Below are 22,213 nucleotides of genomic sequence, written 5' to 3' on the forward strand. Positions count from 1 at the left end.
CCGATCGCTTCGCATGTGAAACCCGTAAATCGAAGGTCATCGATTCCGATCCGCAGGGGCGGACCGGAAGAACAAGGAGGAAATGCAATGTGCCGACCAGTGAGCTGCAAGGTCTGCGGAAAGACCACCTGGGCCGGATGCGGCCAGCACATCGACTCGGTCAAGGCCGGCGTGCCCGCCGGGCAATGGTGTCCGGGGCACACGGAGGAGGAGAAGAGCGCTGCATCAGCGGGGTCCGGATTCTTCTCCTGGCTGACCGGAGGGAGGAAGTAGGGGGCTCTCGCGGGGGGCGCGGCGTGTGAACGCCGCGCCCCCCCCGCTTCGGTTGACGCTCCTCGGGCTTCGGTTGACGCTCCTCGGGCTTCGGTTGACGCTCCTCGGGCTTCGGTTGGCGCTCCTTGCGGTTCGGCTAGGCTCCTTGCGCTTCGGGGTGATGGGGCCCGCATTCTGAAGGCCCGGCGCCATGCCGTGAGTGATGCCCCAGCTGCCGTGAGTGATGACCCCCAGTGCGCTCGTCCCCGTCTGGCTGCGCGTTCAGGCAAGCCGAGGGGCCGGCGCTGACCCCCAGTGTGCTCGTCCCCGTCGCGCGCTTCTTCATCGCAGCGAGATGCCCGCACGGTCACCACGGCGCTCAGGGACGCGCTCGTCTCCGTCGTGCGCATTCTTCATCGCAGCAGGCCCCATCCCCTCGGGTGCTGCGCCACTGCCTGAAGGCGGGCGTCGTCCCTCAAAGCCGTGCACCGCTCCACCGGGAGCGGCTGATTCTGTGCACTGCGAAACACGAATAGATCACAAGCGCCTCGAATAAGGCCTGAGCTGCGTCGGTGTTCCGCGTAATTCCAAGGAAAACCTCGTCGTCGCGCGCTCGGGAGGGGAGGCGGGGGCGATTTGACGGTTTGTGTGGGGGTGGGTAGTGTTTTCTCTTGTCGCTGCGGCTTTGTGGTTGTGGTGGTGGCCTCTTCCTTTGGGTGGTTCTGGGTGTGTGCTTGGGGTTGCCTTGGGGGTGTGTGGGTGTTGTTTGTGAACTCGATAGTGTGTTTGTTGTTTATGCCTGTTTTTTGTTTTTGAGTTGTTTTTTGGTTGGGATTGCTTGCCGTGTGGCTGCTGCTGCTGTTGTTGTTGTTTGTTGTGGTGGTGGTTGTGTGGTGGGTTTTTCTGGACTTTGTTTTGTTCGGAGAGTTTGATCCTGGCTCAGGACGAACGCTGGCGGCGTGCTTAACACATGCAAGTCGAACGCACGGCCTTGGGGTTTTCCTTGGGGTTGGTGAGTGGCGAACGGGTGAGTAACACGTGAGTAACCTGCCCTCTTCTTTGGGATAACGGTCGGAAACGGCTGCTAATACTGGATATTCACACATTGTCGCATGGTGGTGTGTGGAAAGGTTTTTTCTGGTGGGGGATGGGCTCGCGGCCTATCAGCTTGTTGGTGGGGTGATGGCTTACCAAGGCTTTGACGGGTAACCGGCCTGAGAGGGTGACCGGTCACATTGGGACTGAGATACGGCCCAGACTCCTACGGGAGGCAGCAGTGGGGAATTTTGCACAATGGACGGAAGTCTGATGCAGCGACGCCGCGTGAGGGATGGAGGCCTTCGGGTTGTGAACCTCTTTCGCTCATGGTCAAGCCGCAGCTTTGGGTTGTGGTGAGGGTAGTGGGTAAAGAAGCGCCGGCTAACTACGTGCCAGCAGCCGCGGTAATACGTAGGGCGCGAGCGTTGTCCGGAATTATTGGGCGTAAAGGGCTTGTAGGCGGTTGGTTGCGTCTGCCGTGAAATCCTCTGGCTTAACTGGGGGCGTGCGGTGGGTACGGGCTGGCTTGAGTGCGGTAGGGGAGACTGGAATTCCTGGTGTAGCGGTGGAATGCGCAGATATCAGGAGGAACACCGGTGGCGAAGGCGGGTCTCTGGGCCGTTACTGACGCTGAGGAGCGAAAGCGTGGGGAGCGAACAGGATTAGATACCCTGGTAGTCCATGCTGTAAACGTTGGGCACTAGGTGTGGGGGCCACCCGTGGTTTCTGCGCCGTAGCTAACGCTTTAAGTGCCCCGCCTGGGGAGTACGGCCGCAAGGCTAAAACTCAAAGGAATTGACGGGGGCCCGCACAAGCGGCGGAGCATGCGGATTAATTCGATGCAACGCGAAGAACCTTACCAAGGCTTGACATGCACCCAGAGCCTCCAGAGATGGGGGTGCATTTGGTTGGGGGTGTGCAGGTGGTGCATGGTTGTCGTCAGCTCGTGTCGTGAGATGTTGGGTTAAGTCCCGCAACGAGCGCAACCCTTGCCCTATGTTGCCAGCACGTTGTGGTGGGGACTCGTGGGGGACTGCCGGGGTTAACTCGGAGGAAGGTGGGGATGACGTCAAATCATCATGCCCCTTATGTCTTGGGCTTCACGCATGCTACAATGGCTGGTACAGAGGGTTGCGATGCTGTGAGGCGGAGCGAATCCCTTAAAGCTGGTCTCAGTTCGGATCGAAGTCTGCAACTCGACTTCGTGAAGGTGGAGTCGCTAGTAATCGCAGATCAGCAACGCTGCGGTGAATACGTTCTCGGGCCTTGTACACACCGCCCGTCACGTCACGAAAGTTGGTAACACCCGAAGCTCATGGCCTAACCGGTTTTCCGGGGGGAGTGGTCGAAGGTGGGATTGGCGATTGGGACGAAGTCGTAACAAGGTAGCCGTACCGGAAGGTGCGGCTGGATCACCTCCTTTCTAGGGAGCCCTGTTGGGGATTGCTGTGCTGTGCTGCTTGTGGGTGGTGTGGTGTGGTGGTTTCTTGTGCTCATGCTTGGTCATCATGCGTTGTGTGTGGTGGGTGTGGGTGCGTTGTGGGGTTGGGTGTAGATGATGGACACGCTGTCGGGTTCACGGTCAATACCTGTTGGCCGGTGGCCCTGCTGTGTTGTGGGGTTGTGTGGCTTGCTGGCTGCCTGCGCGCGTGTGGTTGTGTGTGGTGGTTGGTGTGGTGGGTTGTTTGTGATTTGTATAGTGGTTGTGAGCATCTTTTTTGTTCTGTGGTTTTGTTTAGTTGTGTGGGGCATTCGGTGGATGCCTTGGCATCAAGAGCTGATGAAGGACGTTGCGGCCTGCGATATGCCTCGGGGAGTTGGCGAGCGAACTGTGATCCGAGGGTGTCCGAATGGGGGAACCTAGCTGGGGTTGTGCCTGGTTACCATCATCTGAACGTGTATAGGGTGGTGGGGGGAACGCGGGGAAGTGAAACATCTCAGTACCCGTAGGAAGAGATATTCCGTGAGTAGTGGCGAGCGAAAGCGGAGGATGGCTAAACCGTGTGCGTGTGATACTCGGCGGGGGTTGCGTGTGCGGTGTTGTGGGGCTCATTCGTCCATTCTCTGCCGGGGGTGGGCTGGTGTGTGTTGTGGGAGTCGAACCATTTGGGATGGTGGACCGTAGTGCGTGAGAGTCGTGTAGGCGGACTGTGACATATGCTGGTGGGGTGGGTGCCCGAGTAGTGCGGGGCTCGTGGAATCTCGTGTGAATCTGCCAGGACCACCTGGTAAGCCTGAATACTCCTTGATGACCGATAGTGGATAGTACCGTGAGGGAATGGTGAAAAGTACCCCGGGAGGGGAGTGAAATAGTACCTGAAACCGTGTGCCTGTAAGCCGTCAGAGCCTTGTGGGGTGATGGCGTGCCTTTTGAAGAATGAGCCTGCGAGTCAGTGATACGTGGCGTGCTTAACCCGTGTGGGGTATGCGTAGCGAAAGCGAGTCTGAAATTATGGCGTGTGTCGCGTGTTCTGGACCCGAAGCGGGGTGATCTACCCATGGTCAGGTTGAAGCAGGGGTAAGACTTTGTGGAGGACCGAACCCACCAGGGTTGAAAACCTGGGGGATGAACTGTGGGTAGGGGTGAAAGGCCAATCAAACTCCGTGATAGCTGGTTCTCCCCGAAATGCATTTAGGTGCAGCGTTGTGTGTTGCCTGGCGGAGGTAGAGCTACTGGATGGCTGATGGGCCCTTTGGGTTACTGACGTCAGCCAAACTCCGAATGCCGTTAGGTTGAGCATGGCAGTGAGACGGCGGGGGATAAGCTTCGTCGTCGAGAGGGAAACAGCCCAGATCATCAGCTAAGGCCCCTAAGTGTGCGCTAAGTGGGAAAGGATGTGAGATCGCGGTGACAACCAGGAGGTTGGCTTAGAAGCAGCCATCCTTGAAAGAGTGCGTAATAGCTCACTGGTCAAGTGGTTTCGCGCCGACAATGTAGCGGGGCTTAAGCGTACCGCCGAAGCTGTGGCACTCACACGTTATAGCCTTGAGGAGTTTAGCTTCTTGCGGGTGTGTGGGTGGGTAGGGGAGCGTCCTGCGTGCGGTGAAGCCTGCTGGTGATGGTGGGTGGAGCGTGTGGGAGTGAGAATGCAGGCATGAGTAACGAATGGGAGGTGGGAATCCTCCCCGCCGATTGACTAAGGGTTCCAGGGCTAGGTTTATCCGCCCTGGGTTAGTCGGGTCCTAAGGCGAGGCCGACAGGCGTAGTCGATGGACAACCAGTTGATATTCTGGTACCGCGTTGTAACCGCCCAATGCTGAAGCCATTGTGCTAACCATCATGCTGTCTGGGTGCGTGCCTTCGGGTGCGTGTTCGGGTGGTGTCGTGGGATCCTGGTGGTGTGTAGGTAAGCGTGTTAACAGGGGTGACGCAGGAAGGTAGCTGCCGCGCACCGATGGTTGTGTGTGTCTAAGGTTGTGGCCCGTCTTCCAGGTAAATCCGGAGGGCGTTGTGGGTGAGGACTGATGGGGGTGCCCCTTGTGGGGTGTCTGGTGGTGATCCTAGGCTGTCAAGAAAAGCCTCGACGTGAGGGTGCAACGCGCCCGTACCCTAAACCGACTCAGGTGGTCAGGTAGAGTATACCGAGGCGTTCGAGTGAATCATGGTTAAGGAACTCGGCAAAATTCCTCCGTAACTTCGGGATAAGGAGGACCTTGTGCTGTCCCACTGTCTTGCGTGGTGGTGGCGGTGTGGGGTCGCAGAGAAGAGGGAGAAGCGACTGTTTATCAAAAACACAGGTGCGTGCGAAGTCGTAAGACGATGTATACGCACTGACGCCTGCCCGGTGCTGGAAGGTTAAGAGGAAGACTCAACCACTTCGGTGGTGAAGGTTTGAATTTAAGCCCCAGTAAACGGCGGTGGTAACTATAACCATCCTAAGGTAGCGAAATTCCTTGTCGGGTAAGTTCCGACCTGCACGAATGGCGTAACGACTTCTCCGCTGTCTCGACCGTGAACTCGGTGAAATTGCAGTACGAGTAAAGATGCTCGTTTCGCGCAGAAGGACGGAAAGACCCCGGGACCTTTACTATAGCTTGGTATTGGTGTTCGCTTAGGCTTGTGTAGGATAGGTGGGAGACTGTGAAGCGGCCGCGCCAGCGGTTGTGGAGTCGTCGTTGAAATACCATTCTGGTTTAAGCGGTCATCTAACCTTGGCCCGTGATCCGGGTTGGGGACAGTGCCTGGTGGGTAGTTTAACTGGGGCGGTTGCCTCCTAAAATGTAACGGAGGCGCTCAAAGGTTCCCTCAGCCTGGTTGGTAATCAGGTGGCGAGTGCAAGTGTACAAGGGAGCTTGACTGTGAGACCGACGGGTCGAGCAGGTGCGAAAGCAGGAACTAGTGATCCGGCCATGGCACGTGGGTGCGTGGTCGCTCAACGGATAAAAGGTACCCCGGGGATAACAGGCTGATCTTGCCCAAGAGTCCATATCGACGGCATGGTTTGGCACCTCGATGTCGGCTCGTCGCATCCTGGGGCTGGAGTTGGTCCCAAGGGTTGGGCTGTTCGCCCATTAAAGCGGTACGCGAGCTGGGTTCAGAACGTCGTGAGACAGTTCGGTCCCTATCCTCTGTGCGCGTAGGAAACTTGTGGAGGGCCGTCCCTAGTACGAGAGGACCGGGATGGACGAACCTCTGGTGTGCCAGTTGTACCGCCAGGTGCATGGCTGGTTGGCTACGTTCGGAAGGGATAACCGCTGAAAGCATCTAAGCGGGAAGCCTGCTCCAAGATGAGGTTTCCGTCACCCCCATTGGGGGTGTGAAGGCCCCCAGTAGACGACTGGGTTGATAGGCCAGAGGTGGAAGCACAGTAATGTGCTCGTGAGCCGACTGGTACTAATGGGCCGACACTAAACACAACCCAACCCCCTAACCAAAACAAAAGGGGGGGCGGGGCAAGAAAGACACTGCTTGCAACCACTATACGAATCACACTCAACCCACAACCCCCCAACAAGACCGGGGGGTAGGGGAGAGGTTTTGAAGACTTTGCGGTGGTCATAGCGTGGGGGAAACGCCCAGAACCCATTCCGAACCTGGAAGCTAAGCCCCACAGCGCCGATGGTACTGCACCTGGGAGGGTGTGGGAGAGTAGGACACCGCCGCAACCACACCCAACAAGAGTGGGGGGAGGCGAGCACCAACACCCGGTGCACGCCTCCCCCCCTCCCCATTTCACACACACGCGAACACGAGCGAACACACACGCACACGAACACGAGCGCGACGGCACGCCAACACGCACACGCACACGAGCGCGACGGCACGCCAACACGCATACGGGCGAACACAAGCGGGCGAACGCATAGAAACACGCACATGCGCGGCGAACGTGGACCACGAAACACGCACACGGGCGCAAGCGCACAGAAGCGCGAACACACGCGCGACGGCGCGCGCCCGGGCCGCGTCCGCCGAAGGGTGCGGGCTCGATCAATTCGGCGCACGCCCTCGGCGACCCGGCACGATGGCGGCCACCTGCTCGCGGCTTTCAACAGTCGTCCCGCTGCGAACCGGACGAGATGACTGGTCCGCTGCTCTACGGCGGCTCCGAGGCGATTCGTCATGCCGCGCATCTTTCGGGTCTCGTCGTCTCGAAGCTCCGCGGCTCCCATCCGGACCCTTTTTCAGGCGGGTCTCCAGCACTCGCCGGGCCCCTTCTCGGCCGTGCCGCCGCAGATCTGGGCGTCCGGAGAACAGGCGAGGTGGTCTGAGTGCCGGCGGATTCCAATAGGTCATGGACCGCTACGTCCGAGGCCTGTCGGAGGCCCGCTGACGAACTCTGCGGCGTCTTCGAATGGCGGCCCGCCCGTGCCCGGATGACACGGGCGTTGCGCGCAGGGGCGCTCCTTCGCCGGCGAAGATCGCGATCCTCAGCCTTGAGGTCCTTGATCCCCTGGGGCGACTGATCGCTCCTGATCCCGACCCGGCGTTCCCAGGGCGCTTGGAACGTGCGCTCGTAGTTCCCGGATCCGTCTCGGCGCCTCGGGGAACGGCCTTCGCCCTCACCGGAGCCCGTGCGTTCATATGGCTCCATCCGCTGCGGAGCGCGGGAGCTCGCGGTGATCGCCCCGAAGGCTCGCGGCTCGAGGGGTCTTCGTCCCGTCGGGGTCGCGCGCTCATGCATTAGCGGGTCGAGGTCGAGACGGCCGCCCGGAGCGATCGCGGCAAGGCCTCTCCTCAGCCCGCTGCCTTCATCGGAACCGGGGTTCTGGGTGGGCTGCGGCTCCGGGATGCGCACGCGCCCTGCCGCGCCGAGGGATCCGCGTGGGCGAGATCCGCGTCCGATGGGCTTCTCGAGGGGACGCGGGTCCTTATGTGTGTGGGGTCACGGTGTGTGGGTTTGACGGTTTGTGTGGGGGTGGGTAGTGTTTTCTCTTGTCGCTGCGGCTTTGTGGTTGTGGTGGTGGCCTCTTCCTTTGGGTGGTTCTGGGTGTGTGCTTGGGGTTGCCTTGGGGGTGTGTGGGTGTTGTTTGTGAACTCGATAGTGTGTTTGTTGTTTATGCCTGTTTTTTGTTTTTGAGTTGTTTTTTGGTTGGGATTGCTTGCCGTGTGGCTGCTGCTGCTGTTGTTGTTGTTTGTTGTGGTGGTGGTTGTGTGGTGGGTTTTTCTGGACTTTGTTTTGTTCGGAGAGTTTGATCCTGGCTCAGGACGAACGCTGGCGGCGTGCTTAACACATGCAAGTCGAACGCACGGCCTTGGGGTTTTCCTTGGGGTTGGTGAGTGGCGAACGGGTGAGTAACACGTGAGTAACCTGCCCTCTTCTTTGGGATAACGGTCGGAAACGGCTGCTAATACTGGATATTCACACATTGTCGCATGGTGGTGTGTGGAAAGGTTTTTTCTGGTGGGGGATGGGCTCGCGGCCTATCAGCTTGTTGGTGGGGTGATGGCTTACCAAGGCTTTGACGGGTAACCGGCCTGAGAGGGTGACCGGTCACATTGGGACTGAGATACGGCCCAGACTCCTACGGGAGGCAGCAGTGGGGAATTTTGCACAATGGACGGAAGTCTGATGCAGCGACGCCGCGTGAGGGATGGAGGCCTTCGGGTTGTGAACCTCTTTCGCTCATGGTCAAGCCGCAGCTTTGGGTTGTGGTGAGGGTAGTGGGTAAAGAAGCGCCGGCTAACTACGTGCCAGCAGCCGCGGTAATACGTAGGGCGCGAGCGTTGTCCGGAATTATTGGGCGTAAAGGGCTTGTAGGCGGTTGGTTGCGTCTGCCGTGAAATCCTCTGGCTTAACTGGGGGCGTGCGGTGGGTACGGGCTGGCTTGAGTGCGGTAGGGGAGACTGGAATTCCTGGTGTAGCGGTGGAATGCGCAGATATCAGGAGGAACACCGGTGGCGAAGGCGGGTCTCTGGGCCGTTACTGACGCTGAGGAGCGAAAGCGTGGGGAGCGAACAGGATTAGATACCCTGGTAGTCCATGCTGTAAACGTTGGGCACTAGGTGTGGGGGCCACCCGTGGTTTCTGCGCCGTAGCTAACGCTTTAAGTGCCCCGCCTGGGGAGTACGGCCGCAAGGCTAAAACTCAAAGGAATTGACGGGGGCCCGCACAAGCGGCGGAGCATGCGGATTAATTCGATGCAACGCGAAGAACCTTACCAAGGCTTGACATGCACCCAGAGCCTCCAGAGATGGGGGTGCATTTGGTTGGGGGTGTGCAGGTGGTGCATGGTTGTCGTCAGCTCGTGTCGTGAGATGTTGGGTTAAGTCCCGCAACGAGCGCAACCCTTGCCCTATGTTGCCAGCACGTTGTGGTGGGGACTCGTGGGGGACTGCCGGGGTTAACTCGGAGGAAGGTGGGGATGACGTCAAATCATCATGCCCCTTATGTCTTGGGCTTCACGCATGCTACAATGGCTGGTACAGAGGGTTGCGATGCTGTGAGGCGGAGCGAATCCCTTAAAGCTGGTCTCAGTTCGGATCGAAGTCTGCAACTCGACTTCGTGAAGGTGGAGTCGCTAGTAATCGCAGATCAGCAACGCTGCGGTGAATACGTTCTCGGGCCTTGTACACACCGCCCGTCACGTCACGAAAGTTGGTAACACCCGAAGCTCATGGCCTAACCGGTTTTCCGGGGGGAGTGGTCGAAGGTGGGATTGGCGATTGGGACGAAGTCGTAACAAGGTAGCCGTACCGGAAGGTGCGGCTGGATCACCTCCTTTCTAGGGAGCCCTGTTGGGGATTGCTGTGCTGTGCTGCTTGTGGGTGGTGTGGTGTGGTGGTTTCTTGTGCTCATGCTTGGTCATCATGCGTTGTGTGTGGTGGGTGTGGGTGCGTTGTGGGGTTGGGTGTAGATGATGGACACGCTGTCGGGTTCACGGTCAATACCTGTTGGCCGGTGGCCCTGCTGTGTTGTGGGGTTGTGTGGCTTGCTGGCTGCCTGCGCGCGTGTGGTTGTGTGTGGTGGTTGGTGTGGTGGGTTGTTTGTGATTTGTATAGTGGTTGTGAGCATCTTTTTTGTTCTGTGGTTTTGTTTAGTTGTGTGGGGCATTCGGTGGATGCCTTGGCATCAAGAGCTGATGAAGGACGTTGCGGCCTGCGATATGCCTCGGGGAGTTGGCGAGCGAACTGTGATCCGAGGGTGTCCGAATGGGGGAACCTAGCTGGGGTTGTGCCTGGTTACCATCATCTGAACGTGTATAGGGTGGTGGGGGGAACGCGGGGAAGTGAAACATCTCAGTACCCGTAGGAAGAGATATTCCGTGAGTAGTGGCGAGCGAAAGCGGAGGATGGCTAAACCGTGTGCGTGTGATACTCGGCGGGGGTTGCGTGTGCGGTGTTGTGGGGCTCATTCGTCCATTCTCTGCCGGGGGTGGGCTGGTGTGTGTTGTGGGAGTCGAACCATTTGGGATGGTGGACCGTAGTGCGTGAGAGTCGTGTAGGCGGACTGTGACATATGCTGGTGGGGTGGGTGCCCGAGTAGTGCGGGGCTCGTGGAATCTCGTGTGAATCTGCCAGGACCACCTGGTAAGCCTGAATACTCCTTGATGACCGATAGTGGATAGTACCGTGAGGGAATGGTGAAAAGTACCCCGGGAGGGGAGTGAAATAGTACCTGAAACCGTGTGCCTGTAAGCCGTCAGAGCCTTGTGGGGTGATGGCGTGCCTTTTGAAGAATGAGCCTGCGAGTCAGTGATACGTGGCGTGCTTAACCCGTGTGGGGTATGCGTAGCGAAAGCGAGTCTGAAATTATGGCGTGTGTCGCGTGTTCTGGACCCGAAGCGGGGTGATCTACCCATGGTCAGGTTGAAGCAGGGGTAAGACTTTGTGGAGGACCGAACCCACCAGGGTTGAAAACCTGGGGGATGAACTGTGGGTAGGGGTGAAAGGCCAATCAAACTCCGTGATAGCTGGTTCTCCCCGAAATGCATTTAGGTGCAGCGTTGTGTGTTGCCTGGCGGAGGTAGAGCTACTGGATGGCTGATGGGCCCTTTGGGTTACTGACGTCAGCCAAACTCCGAATGCCGTTAGGTTGAGCATGGCAGTGAGACGGCGGGGGATAAGCTTCGTCGTCGAGAGGGAAACAGCCCAGATCATCAGCTAAGGCCCCTAAGTGTGCGCTAAGTGGGAAAGGATGTGAGATCGCGGTGACAACCAGGAGGTTGGCTTAGAAGCAGCCATCCTTGAAAGAGTGCGTAATAGCTCACTGGTCAAGTGGTTTCGCGCCGACAATGTAGCGGGGCTTAAGCGTACCGCCGAAGCTGTGGCACTCACACGTTATAGCCTTGAGGAGTTTAGCTTCTTGCGGGTGTGTGGGTGGGTAGGGGAGCGTCCTGCGTGCGGTGAAGCCTGCTGGTGATGGTGGGTGGAGCGTGTGGGAGTGAGAATGCAGGCATGAGTAACGAATGGGAGGTGGGAATCCTCCCCGCCGATTGACTAAGGGTTCCAGGGCTAGGTTTATCCGCCCTGGGTTAGTCGGGTCCTAAGGCGAGGCCGACAGGCGTAGTCGATGGACAACCAGTTGATATTCTGGTACCGCGTTGTAACCGCCCAATGCTGAAGCCATTGTGCTAACCATCATGCTGTCTGGGTGCGTGCCTTCGGGTGCGTGTTCGGGTGGTGTCGTGGGATCCTGGTGGTGTGTAGGTAAGCGTGTTAACAGGGGTGACGCAGGAAGGTAGCTGCCGCGCACCGATGGTTGTGTGTGTCTAAGGTTGTGGCCCGTCTTCCAGGTAAATCCGGAGGGCGTTGTGGGTGAGGACTGATGGGGGTGCCCCTTGTGGGGTGTCTGGTGGTGATCCTAGGCTGTCAAGAAAAGCCTCGACGTGAGGGTGCAACGCGCCCGTACCCTAAACCGACTCAGGTGGTCAGGTAGAGTATACCGAGGCGTTCGAGTGAATCATGGTTAAGGAACTCGGCAAAATTCCTCCGTAACTTCGGGATAAGGAGGACCTTGTGCTGTCCCACTGTCTTGCGTGGTGGTGGCGGTGTGGGGTCGCAGAGAAGAGGGAGAAGCGACTGTTTATCAAAAACACAGGTGCGTGCGAAGTCGTAAGACGATGTATACGCACTGACGCCTGCCCGGTGCTGGAAGGTTAAGAGGAAGACTCAACCACTTCGGTGGTGAAGGTTTGAATTTAAGCCCCAGTAAACGGCGGTGGTAACTATAACCATCCTAAGGTAGCGAAATTCCTTGTCGGGTAAGTTCCGACCTGCACGAATGGCGTAACGACTTCTCCGCTGTCTCGACCGTGAACTCGGTGAAATTGCAGTACGAGTAAAGATGCTCGTTTCGCGCAGAAGGACGGAAAGACCCCGGGACCTTTACTATAGCTTGGTATTGGTGTTCGCTTAGGCTTGTGTAGGATAGGTGGGAGACTGTGAAGCGGCCGCGCCAGCGGTTGTGGAGTCGTCGTTGAAATACCATTCTGGTTTAAGCGGTCATCTAACCTTGGCCCGTGATCCGGGTTGGGGACAGTGCCTGGTGGGTAGTTTAACTGGGGCGGTTGCCTCCTAAAATGTAACGGAGGCGCTCAAAGGTTCCCTCAGCCTGGTTGGTAATCAGGTGGCGAGTGCAAGTGTACAAGGGAGCTTGACTGTGAGACCGACGGGTCGAGCAGGTGCGAAAGCAGGAACTAGTGATCCGGCCATGGCACGTGGGTGCGTGGTCGCTCAACGGATAAAAGGTACCCCGGGGATAACAGGCTGATCTTGCCCAAGAGTCCATATCGACGGCATGGTTTGGCACCTCGATGTCGGCTCGTCGCATCCTGGGGCTGGAGTTGGTCCCAAGGGTTGGGCTGTTCGCCCATTAAAGCGGTACGCGAGCTGGGTTCAGAACGTCGTGAGACAGTTCGGTCCCTATCCTCTGTGCGCGTAGGAAACTTGTGGAGGGCCGTCCCTAGTACGAGAGGACCGGGATGGACGAACCTCTGGTGTGCCAGTTGTACCGCCAGGTGCATGGCTGGTTGGCTACGTTCGGAAGGGATAACCGCTGAAAGCATCTAAGCGGGAAGCCTGCTCCAAGATGAGGTTTCCGTCACCCCCATTGGGGGTGTGAAGGCCCCCAGTAGACGACTGGGTTGATAGGCCAGAGGTGGAAGCACAGTAATGTGCTCGTGAGCCGACTGGTACTAATGGGCCGACACTAAACACAACCCAACCCCCTAACCAAAACAAAAGGGGGGGCGGGGCAAGAAAGACACTGCTTGCAACCACTATACGAATCACACTCAACCCACAACCCCCCAACAAGACCGGGGGGTAGGGGAGAGGTTTTGAAGACTTTGCGGTGGTCATAGCGTGGGGGAAACGCCCAGAACCCATTCCGAACCTGGAAGCTAAGCCCCACAGCGCCGATGGTACTGCACCTGGGAGGGTGTGGGAGAGTAGGACACCGCCGCAACCACACCCAACAAGAGTGGGGGGAGGCGAGCACCAACACCCGGTGCACGCCTCCCCCCCTCCCCATTTCACACACACGCGAACACGAGCGAACACACACGCACACGAACACGAGCGCGACGGCACGCCAACACGCACACGCACACGAGCGCGACGGCACGCCAACACGCATACGGGCGAACACAAGCGGGCGAACGCATAGAAACACGCACATGCGCGGCGAACGTGGACCACGAAACACGCACACGGGCGAGCGCGAACACACGCACACGGGCGAGCGCGAACACACGCACACGAGCGCGAGCCAACACGAGCGAGGGACTGCTGCAAGCGCCGGCAACACCAGCACCTCACCTCCCCTGAAAGCAACAAGCCTCAAAGATACCGACAACCCCAAACACCAGCCCGCCTCTCAGGCGCTCAACCCCCCCAAAGAATTCCAGAAGCAGCGAATCACCCCTGATCGGCCACCCCCACCACAACCAACAACACAACGATCGCGTTGCCGATCGTGCGACGAGCGACAAAGTGCGCCCTCTGGCCTATGCTTACTCTGAATGGAACGAACGAAAGGCGCACTGATGAATTTCGATGATCTCAAGGGCAAAGTGACCGATGCCGTCAAGGACGTCATCTCCGATGAGGCGAAGAGCGATTCGGTTCTCGACAAGGTTGAGGATGCAGCGAAGAAGGTGACGGGCGGCAAGTTCGATGAGCAGATCGACGCCGCGCGCGACGCCGTCGACGACAAGATCGGCGAATGATCGATTGAGCTTCCAGCGGGGCCGCCCTTCAGGGCGGCCCCGCTGCTGTTACAGGCCCGAGGCCCTTCCTGCTCCTTCGCAGGCGCCCCGTTTGAATGCGTGCGCGTGCGCCCCTGCGCATCGGGTTTTATCCTGTTTGAGTATTCAAACAGAAAGGTGCTTCCATTCATGACTCGTCTTGCTGTCCTCCTCGGCTCCGTTCGCCCCAATGCTGCGGGAGGGCCGATTGCGCGTTGGGTCGTCGAGAAGGCGCGACTGATCGACGGTGTCGAGGCGGAGCTCATCGATCTCGCGTCCTTCGATCTTCCCCTTTTCGCCGAAGCGCTTCCGCCGGCGAGCGCCCTGCCTCGGGATCCGAAGGGGGCGGCGTTCAATGCCAGGCTCTGCGAGTTCGACGCCCTCATCATCGTAACCCCCGAGTACAACCATTCGATTCCGGGGGCCTTGAAGAACGCCTTGGACTTCTTGGTGCCCGCGACGCTGGCGCATAAGGGCATCGGCTTCGTTGGATACTCCTACACCGGCGGTGTCCGCCCGGTCGAGCACCTGCGTCAGATCCTCGCGAACTTCGACGCCGGCACGGTGCGGCAGCAGGTGACGGTCTCATTGATCAGCGACTTCAACGGCGAGGGGTTCGCTCCCGCCGCCCATCAGGACGGCGAACTCGAAGCCCTCATCAAGGCGATCGTCGAGCGCTCCGCGGTTCTGGCGCCTCTGCGCTGAACGCGCCCGCACCCTCGCCCGCGCCCTCGAGCTTTCCGAAAGGGCCCAGTGGTGAGACGATGAACGCGTGGTGAACGACGACTCCCCAGTTCAGCGGCCCGGTTCGATCCTTCTGGCGGCAACGCCGATCGGTGATGCGGGCGACGCCTCCGCGCGCTTCATCCGCGCTCTCGGCGAAGCCGAAGTGATCGCCGCTGAGGACACGCGGCGGCTGCTGGCCCTGGCATCGCGGCTCGATGTGCGCATCAACGGCAAGCTGATGAGTCTGCACGACCACAATGAAGCCGAACGCGCGAACAGGGTCGTCTCCCTCGCGGAGGACGGGGCGCGGGTGCTCCTCGTATCGGATGCGGGAATGCCGACTGTTTCGGATCCCGGATTCCGTGTCGTGCGCGCGGCGGTTGAAAGGGGTGTGCGCGTCTCAGCCCTTCCGGGCCCCTCGGCGCCGGTCACTGCTCTGGCGGTATCGGGTCTCCCCTCGGATCGTTTCGCCTTCGAGGGGTTCCTGCCCCGGAAGGAAGGAGAGGCGCGCAGTTCTTTGCGGAGCCTGTCAGACGACCCGAGGACCCTCATCTTCTTCGAGTCCCCCAAGCGCCTCAATGAGACCCTCGTGAGGATGGCGGAGGCCTTCGGGGGCTCGCGTGAAGCGGTTGTCTGCCGTGAATTGACGAAGTCCCACGAAGAGGTGCTGCGCGGCGATCTCAATGCGCTCATCGCTGTGACGGCGGGCGAGGTGCTCGGTGAGATCACGATCGTCGTCGCCGGATATCGGGGCGGAGGCAATGCCGAGGATCATGTCATGGCGGTGCTGGCGCTCGCCGAGGAGGGGATGCGCCTCAAGGAGGCCGCCGCGGAAGTCGCCGAAGCGACTGGTTTGAGGAAGAACGACCTCTACAAGGCGGCTCTGCGGCGCAGGGATGCGGCGCGGGAGGGCTGAGAACGCGCACGTAGGGCCTGGGGCGCCTCGCGGAATGCGTGAATGCGGGTTGACGGGGGAGGCGCCCTTCGCGCCGCCCTGAGGCGTCTGCGTTTCCGGGCTGCAGGAGGGGCTGCGCCCCGTTAGCGATTCGGATTCGGCTGAGAGTTTCGTCTCAAAAGATTTCGGTATGCCGAAAACTCTGTGAAAATCATTCTCGTCAAGATTTCGCTTAGCCGAACTATTGTCGGATTTGAATCAAGAGAAGGGTGCATCCATGCAGATCTCCGCAACCCCCGCACTACCGCGGCGCCTCCCCGTGATCGGCGCGCTCGTCCTCGGCCTGACTCCCCTTCTCGGGGCGTGCGCTGCGGGCTCCCCGGCGCTCGGCGGGGCGGCGGACTCGCAAGCCCCCACCGTCTCAGTCGTCGCGACGACCACTCAGATCTGCGATTACATCACCCAGATCGCCACCGACTCCTCAGAGGAAGCGAGCCTCGCCCTCGTCAAAACCGCCGCTGACGGAACCCAGAGCCGCTCCGGAGCCGAAGAGGGGAAGGCGGCCACGACGCTTCGACTCACCTGCCTGCTCGCCCCCAACGCGAGCGCGCACGAGCATGAAATGACCCCGGCTCAGACGAAAGCGCTCGCCGAGGCGGACATCATGTTCGTCAACGGCATCGACCTCGAGCACTTCCTCGATGACGCAGTCGAGGCCTCCGGCTTCACGGGAAGCATGGCCGTCACCACCGGCGTCCTCTCGGCCGCGGATGTCGACGACCTGAACGCCCAGCTCACCAAGGAGAAGGACCTGCGCTACTCGGTGGACCGCGGGACCCGCAAGGTCGAGGTGGCCCCCTGGCCCTTCCCGCCGGAGGAGGGCGAAAGCGAAGCGGAATTCCGATTCGACCCCCACGTGTGGACCAGCCCCAAGAACGCCGCGATCCAGGTCGCGAACATCGGGGACGCCCTCGCCAAGGCATCCCCGGACAACGCCGGACTCTTCAAGGACAGGGTCGAGGACTACCTCAAGCGCCTGGAAGAGCTCGACCAGTGGGTGACCCAATCGATCGCCTCCATCCCTCCCGAGCACCGCGTCCTCTTCACCTCGCACGACGCCTTCGGGTACTTCTCGGCGAGCTACGGCCTCGACTTCATCGGCGCCGCGCTCTCGGACTTCAGCGAACAGCAGGACGCGACCGCCGCCCACATCGCCGAAGCCGCCCAGAAGGTCAAGGAATCCGGGGCGACCGCCCTTTTCGCGGAGAACTCCAACAACTCCAAGTCCATCGAGGCCATCGCCAAGGCCGCGGGCGTCACCGCCGTGATCGGTGATGACGCGCTCTACGGCGATTCTCTCGGCCCCGAAGGATCCGAGGGCGCGACCTACGTCGGATCCATCATTCACAACGTCACGACCCTGGTCACCGCATGGGGCGGCCAGCTCGCCCCGCTCCCCGTCTCCGTCGGCTGAAAGGAGGCGAGCGAAGGGAAATGCCGACCGCCATGCCACCGGTTCTCCGATTCGACGCAGCAGATCTGGGCTATGCGCGAAGACCCGTCGTCACCGGCCTTTCAGGGATCCTTCACGAGGGCGAGGCCCTCGCCCTCATCGGCCCGAACGGCTCCGGCAAAACCACCTTCCTCCGCTCGATCCTCTCAGAGGCTGAAATCCTGGCCGGCAGCGTCGAGGTGATGGCCGGGGCGATCGGGCACGTGCCCCAATCGGCGGATCTCGACCTCGAATTCCCGGTCACCGCCGAGGAAGTCGTCACGATGGGCCTCTACGGCGAACTCGGATGGTTCCGCCGCCCGGCGCGCGAGCATCGCCTCCGCGTGCGGGCGGCCCTCGAGCGCGTGGGGATGGGCGAGCGGGCGGGCATGCGATTCGGCCGCCTCTCGGGCGGCCAGCGCCAGAGGATCCTCCTGGCCCGGGCCCTCGTCGCCCGTCCGCGCCTCATCCTCCTCGACGAACCCTTCAACGGCCTCGATCAGCCGAACAGGGACGCCCTCATCGGCATCATCCGCTCGGTCAAGGCCGAGGGCGTGGGCGTCGTCGTCTCGACGCACGACCTCTCCCTCGCCAGACTCACCTGTGAGCGGGCCCTGCTCCTCGCGGGCCGCCAAATCGCTTTCGGCCCCCTCCAGGAAGTGCTGACGCCCGAACACCTCGCGCAGGCCTACGGCATCGGCTCCGACGTCCTCATCGAAGCCGATGCCGAGGCGGCGATCGAAGTGAGACTCACGTGATGACGCAGTACTTCAGCGACACCATCGAGGGCTTGAGACTGCTCCTCTCGCAGGTCCCCGGCCTCGCGACGCCCACGAGCGCCCCCTATCTCTTCCGCCCGTTCCTCCTCCTCATCGTCCTCGCCCTCGTCATCGGCCCCGTTGCGACGATCGTGAATCTGAGGAGACTGGAATTCAACGCAGAGGCGATGGTCCATTCCGTCTTCCCCGGGATCGTCGCCGGCGCCATCTGGGGCGGGAGCGACAGGATCATCCCCGGAGCCGCCCTCACGGCGGTCGTCGTGGCCCTCGCACTGACCTGGGCCTCCCGCCGTCCATCCCTCGCCGAAGGCGGGGCTGCGGTCATCCTCACCGGGTTCTTCTCGATCGGCATCATCATCTCCCTGAAGAAGGGGGACATGTCCGGACAGCTCGAGGCGCTGATGTTCGGGCGCCTCCTGGAGGTCACCGATTCCCGTCTCCTTCAAGCCCTCCTCGTCTGCCTCCTCGCCCTCATCCTCATGGCCGCGACCTGGAAGGAACAGCTCTTCGTCGCCCACGACAGGCACGGGGCCGGAGCCGCCGGGATCAATACGCTCCTCGTCGACATCGTCATCAATGCCGCCGTGGGCGCCGTCGTCGTGTCCGCCTCCACCGCCGTCGGAGTCCTCCTCGTCATCGGCTACCTCGTCGTCCCGGGCGCCGCCGCGCGCCTCCTCGGAACGACGAACCGGGCGATGGTGGTGATCTCGACACTCGTCGCCCTCGCCGGAGGATGGATCGGCATCGAATGGATGAACGCCCCCGCTGCGCGGCCGGTCTCCCCGCAGGCGGCGGTCTCCCTCTCCCTCCTCGCCGTATTCGCCCTGTGCCTCGCCCTGTCGAGGATCTTCGCGCGCTTCCCGCTGATCGCACCCGGAGCGCCCTCGGCCCCCAGGACGGTCGATGCGGCATGAATCTCTGGCACATCCTCCTCCTCCCGATACTGGAAGTCCTCCTCGTCGGCGCCCTCTCAGGCCTCGCCGGCGTGCTCGCCGTCCTCAACAGGCGCGTCTTCTTCGCCGAATCCGTGACTCACGGAGTCTTCCCCGGAGCGGTGCTCGGAGTCGTGATCGCCGCCGGATTCGGAGCGGGGCACTCAGGACTGTCGGCGGCCCTCTTCGCGGGGGCCCTCCTCATGTGCCTGCCCCTCGCGGGCCTCATGGGGCTGCTGGTCCGCCTTCCCGGAATCTCCTCGCAGGCGGCCGCGGGCATCGTCCTCACCCTGGGCTTCGCCCTCGGATACTTCCTCGCCACCTGGTTCCAACCCCTCCCCCTGCAAGTCGCCAGCTTCCTCACCGGGAGCGTTCTCACCGTCTCCGAAGTCGACGTCGCAACGGCGGGAGCCGCATTGACCGCCCTGCTCCTGCTCATGCGGGGGCGAGGCGGCCTGCTGCTCTCGCACTGCTTCGACGCCTCCTCAACCCCGGCGCGCATGCGGCGCCGGCTCGACGGGCTCATGCACGCCGCGATCATCCTCGCCGTGGTCGTCGTGATCCCCGCAGTCGGGACCGTGCTCTCCATCGCGCTCATCGCGGCTCCGGCGGCGGGCCTCAAAGGGATCGCCCCCTCGCTGCGGGCCTATACGATCGCAGCGCCCCTGGCCGGCGCCGTCATCGGCCTGACGGGACTGGGGATCGCCGTCGCGGCGGATCTGTCAGTCGGGGGGACGATCGCCGCAGTCGCAGGGGTCTTCTTCCTCATCTGCGTGAGCCTCGGCGAAGGGGCGCGGTTCATCGGGAGGGGACCTCGTCCACTCCCGCGGCGGCAAGGCGCTCGGAGGCGGCCGCTCCGGTTTCCGGCGACACGGGCTCGGTGAGGTCGGACAGCACGCGGACCGCGTATCCGAGCGATGCCGCATCGAGGGCGGTTTCGCATACGCAGTGGGACTGCGCGAGACCCACGACGTCGACCTCGTCGATGCCCGCAGACTCCAGAATCGACGCCAGCGTGCGACCGTCCTCGGTGCGCCCCTCGAATCCCGAGTAGGCGGCCGCGTACTGGCCCTTCTTGAAGGAGGCGTCGGCGCCGATGCCCGCCAACGCGGGGTGGAGCTCGGCCTCCGCCGTGCCGGCGAGGCCGTGCGGGGGCCAAGTGTCGATGAAGTCGGGCTCCGACGAGAAGTGCTCGCCCGGCGCGATGTGCCAGTCCTGCGTCGTGGCGATCAAGGCGTAGTCGCCATGACGCTCGGCGATGAAATCGGCGATCCGTTGAGCGCAGGCGTTGCCGCCCTCGACGGGCAGGGCGCCGCCCTCGCAGAAAGTGGGTTGCACGTCGACGACGAGCAGTGCGCGGGACATGGGGCTCCTCCTTCATCCTCGCCTCTTGCCTTCGCCTTTACGCTACCGCTTCGCCGCCCGCTCGGAGCCGGGCGCGAGGGCGGGGCGCGCATCCCCGCGATGCGGGAAGGGCGAACTCTTGGCGGGGGAGGGCAGGGGTCGCCTTTTCCGCGGGCGGGGCGCGCGGGGCGGGCGACGAGGCGGAAGAAACAGGGGGAGACGAGGGCATCGTTTTCGACGGAAGCGGGCCCTGCGACTAGTCTTGGAGGCTATGAGTCGCATTCTCTCCGCCGTCGCATGGCCCTACGCGAACGGCCCTCGCCACATCGGGCACGTCGCCGGATTCGGGGTCCCCTCGGATGTCTTCTCGCGCTACATGCGCATGGCCGGCCACGACGTCCTCATGGTGTCGGGCACCGATGAGCACGGGACTCCGATCCTCGTCGCAGCCGATTCCGAGGGCATCAGCGCGCGCGAGCTCGCCGACCGGAACAACCGGCTCATCGTCGAGGACCTCGTGGCGCTCGGCCTGTCCTACGACCTCTTCACGAGGACGACGGCGGGCAACCACTACCGCATCGTCCAGGAGATGTTCCGGACCGTGCGGGACAACGGCTACATGATCGAGCAGGTCACCCGGGCTGCGATCTCCCCCTCGACGGGGCGCACGCTGCCCGACCGCTATATCGAGGGCACCTGCCCGATCTGCTCGACTCCGGGGGCCCGCGGCGACCAGTGCGATGCCTGCGGCAACCAGCTCGACCCGACCGACCTCATCGATCCGCGTTCGCGGATCAACGGCGAGACCCCCGAGTTCGTCGAGTCGACCCACTACTTCCTCGACCTCCCCGCGCTCGCTCAGGCCCTGTCCGCCTGGCTCGACGACCGTGAGCAGTCAGGCACCTGGCGCCCCAACGTCATCAAGTTCTCGAAGAACTTCCTCGGGGACATCCGCCCGCGCGCGATGACCCGCGACATCGACTGGGGCATCCCGGTCCCCGGCTGGGAGGACCAGCCGGGCAAGCGCCTCTACGTATGGTTCGACGCGGTCATCGGCTACCTCTCGGCGTCGATCGAGTGGGCGCGCCGCACGGGCAACCCCGAGGCATGGCGCCAGTGGTGGAACGACCCGGAGTCCCTGTCCTACTACTTCATGGGCAAGGACAACATCGTCTTCCACTCGCAGATCTGGCCGGCCGAGATGATCGGCTACAACGGCGGGGGCGCGCGCGGCGGAACGCCCGGCGAGCTCGGCGTCCTCAATCTCCCGACCGAAGTCGTCTCCAGCGAGTTCCTCACGATGGAGGGCAAGAAGTTCTCCTCCTCGCACGGGATCGTCATCTACGTCCGCGACTTCCTCGAGCGCTACCAGGCGGATGCGCTGCGCTACTTCATCTCCGCGGCCGGCCCGGAGACCTCCGACTCCGACTTCACCTGGGCCGAATTCGTCCGCCGCACGAACGGCGAGCTCGTCGCCGGATGGGGCAACCTCGTCAATCGGACGGCCTCGATGATCGCGAAGAAATTCGGCGAGATCCCCGCTCCGGGCGGACTCGAAGAGATCGACCGCGAGCTCCTCGACGCGATCAATGCGGGCTTCGACACCGTCGGCGGCCTCATCCGCCACCATCGGCAGAAGGCCGCCCTCGCCGAAGCGATGCGACTGGTCGGCGAGGCGAACAAGTACGTCGCCGACACCGAGCCCTTCAAACTCAAGGCCCCCGAGCAGCAAGAGCGCCTCGCGACCGTGCTCCACACGCTCGCCCAGGCGGTCGCAGACCTCAATCTCATGCTCTCCCCCTTCCTCCCGCACGCGGCCAACGACGTCGACCGCGTCATGGGCGGTACCGGCCGGATCGCGCCGATGCCGCGCATCGAGGAAGTCGAAGAGCTCGATCCCGAGGTCCTGCCCGAAGCCTTCGACGGCCGGTCCGGCTACCCGATCATCACCGGCGACTATACGAGCGCGCCCGCATGGGGCCGCCACGAGATCACCGTCGGCACTCCGATCGCCAAGCCGACCCCGGTGTTCACCAAGCTCGACGATGCGATCGTGGAAGAAGAGCTCGCGCGCTACGCGGATTCGATTCCCGACGACGTGACCGGAGCCTGAGAACGGGGTTTT

11 protein-coding genes and 6 rRNA genes are annotated in these 22,213 nt (G+C 61.8%); 16 read left to right on the forward strand and 1 reads right to left on the reverse strand.

Annotated elements, in window-relative coordinates; all coding sequences use genetic code 11:
• Positions 1–87 precede the first annotated feature (87 nt).
• The 15 genes from HD592_RS03290 to HD592_RS03360 all read left to right on the forward strand — a co-directional run bounded on the left by HD592_RS03290 (position 88) and on the right by HD592_RS03360 (position 19,628).
• A complete protein-coding gene (locus tag HD592_RS03290; protein WP_154475115.1) occupies positions 88–273 on the forward strand; it encodes a hypothetical protein in 186 nt (61 codons plus the stop codon).
• Between the two features lie 895 nt (positions 274–1,168).
• Positions 1,169–2,713 (forward strand): 16S ribosomal RNA (locus HD592_RS03295).
• 309 nt (positions 2,714–3,022) lie between these two features.
• A 23S ribosomal RNA gene (locus tag HD592_RS03300) occupies positions 3,023–6,147 on the forward strand.
• A gap of 131 nt (positions 6,148–6,278) precedes the next feature.
• Positions 6,279–6,396: ribosomal RNA gene (gene rrf / locus HD592_RS03305) — 5S ribosomal RNA — on the forward strand.
• 414 nt (positions 6,397–6,810) lie between these two features.
• Positions 6,811–7,002, forward strand: coding sequence for a hypothetical protein (locus HD592_RS03310; RefSeq protein ID WP_184451863.1), 192 nt, complete (start codon positions 6,811–6,813; stop codon positions 7,000–7,002).
• 909 nt (positions 7,003–7,911) lie between these two features.
• Positions 7,912–9,456, forward strand: a 16S ribosomal RNA gene (locus HD592_RS03315).
• Positions 9,457–9,765: 309 nt separating this feature from the next.
• Positions 9,766–12,890 (forward strand): 23S ribosomal RNA (locus tag HD592_RS03320).
• A gap of 131 nt (positions 12,891–13,021) precedes the next feature.
• Positions 13,022–13,139, forward strand: a 5S ribosomal RNA gene (gene rrf, locus HD592_RS03325).
• The 16S, 23S and 5S rRNA genes sit together here, the layout of an rRNA operon.
• 580 nt (positions 13,140–13,719) lie before the next feature.
• Positions 13,720–13,902, forward strand: coding sequence for an antitoxin (locus tag HD592_RS03330; RefSeq protein WP_184451865.1), 183 nt, complete (start codon positions 13,720–13,722; stop codon positions 13,900–13,902).
• Between the two features lie 168 nt (positions 13,903–14,070).
• The gene (locus HD592_RS03335; RefSeq protein ID WP_184451867.1) at positions 14,071–14,625 is read left to right on the forward strand and encodes an NADPH-dependent FMN reductase; all 555 of its coding nucleotides are present in this window, start codon (positions 14,071–14,073) and stop codon (positions 14,623–14,625) included.
• Positions 14,626–14,692: 67 nt separating this feature from the next.
• Entirely contained in the window at positions 14,693–15,562 is an 870-nt protein-coding gene (gene rsmI / locus HD592_RS03340) for a 16S rRNA (cytidine(1402)-2'-O)-methyltransferase (protein WP_184451869.1), read from the forward strand.
• A gap of 256 nt (positions 15,563–15,818) precedes the next feature.
• Positions 15,819–17,015 (forward strand): metal ABC transporter substrate-binding protein, encoded by a 1,197-nt coding sequence (locus HD592_RS03345; protein ID WP_184451871.1) that lies wholly within the window; start codon positions 15,819–15,821, stop codon positions 17,013–17,015.
• Between the two features lie 20 nt (positions 17,016–17,035).
• Entirely contained in the window at positions 17,036–17,791 is a 756-nt protein-coding gene (locus HD592_RS03350) for a metal ABC transporter ATP-binding protein (protein ID WP_246429974.1), read from the forward strand.
• Entirely contained in the window at positions 17,791–18,726 is a 936-nt protein-coding gene (locus tag HD592_RS03355; RefSeq protein ID WP_184451873.1) for a metal ABC transporter permease, read from the forward strand. The genes HD592_RS03350 and HD592_RS03355 overlap by 1 nt, the downstream gene beginning before the upstream one ends.
• Positions 18,723–19,628 carry a metal ABC transporter permease gene (locus HD592_RS03360; RefSeq protein ID WP_184451875.1) on the forward strand — a complete coding sequence of 302 codons (906 nt, stop codon included), beginning with the start codon at positions 18,723–18,725 and terminating at the stop codon, positions 19,626–19,628. Before HD592_RS03355 ends, HD592_RS03360 begins: the two co-directional genes overlap by 4 nt.
• Here the strand turns inward: HD592_RS03360 and HD592_RS03365 are convergent.
• The gene (locus HD592_RS03365) at positions 19,543–20,109 is read right to left on the reverse strand and encodes an isochorismatase family protein (protein ID WP_184451876.1); all 567 of its coding nucleotides are present in this window, start codon (positions 20,107–20,109) and stop codon (positions 19,543–19,545) included. The genes HD592_RS03360 and HD592_RS03365 overlap by 86 nt on opposite strands.
• Before the next feature lie 250 nt (positions 20,110–20,359).
• Here HD592_RS03365 and metG point away from each other — a divergent pair, with 250 nt between their 5' ends.
• Entirely contained in the window at positions 20,360–22,201 is a 1,842-nt protein-coding gene (gene metG / locus HD592_RS03370) for a methionine--tRNA ligase (protein ID WP_184451877.1), read from the forward strand.
• The last annotated feature ends 12 nt before the right edge of the window (positions 22,202–22,213 follow it).

Source organism: Schaalia hyovaginalis (genome assembly GCF_014208035.1).
In the GTDB taxonomy this organism is placed as follows: Bacteria; Actinomycetota; Actinomycetes; order Actinomycetales; family Actinomycetaceae; genus Pauljensenia; species Pauljensenia hyovaginalis.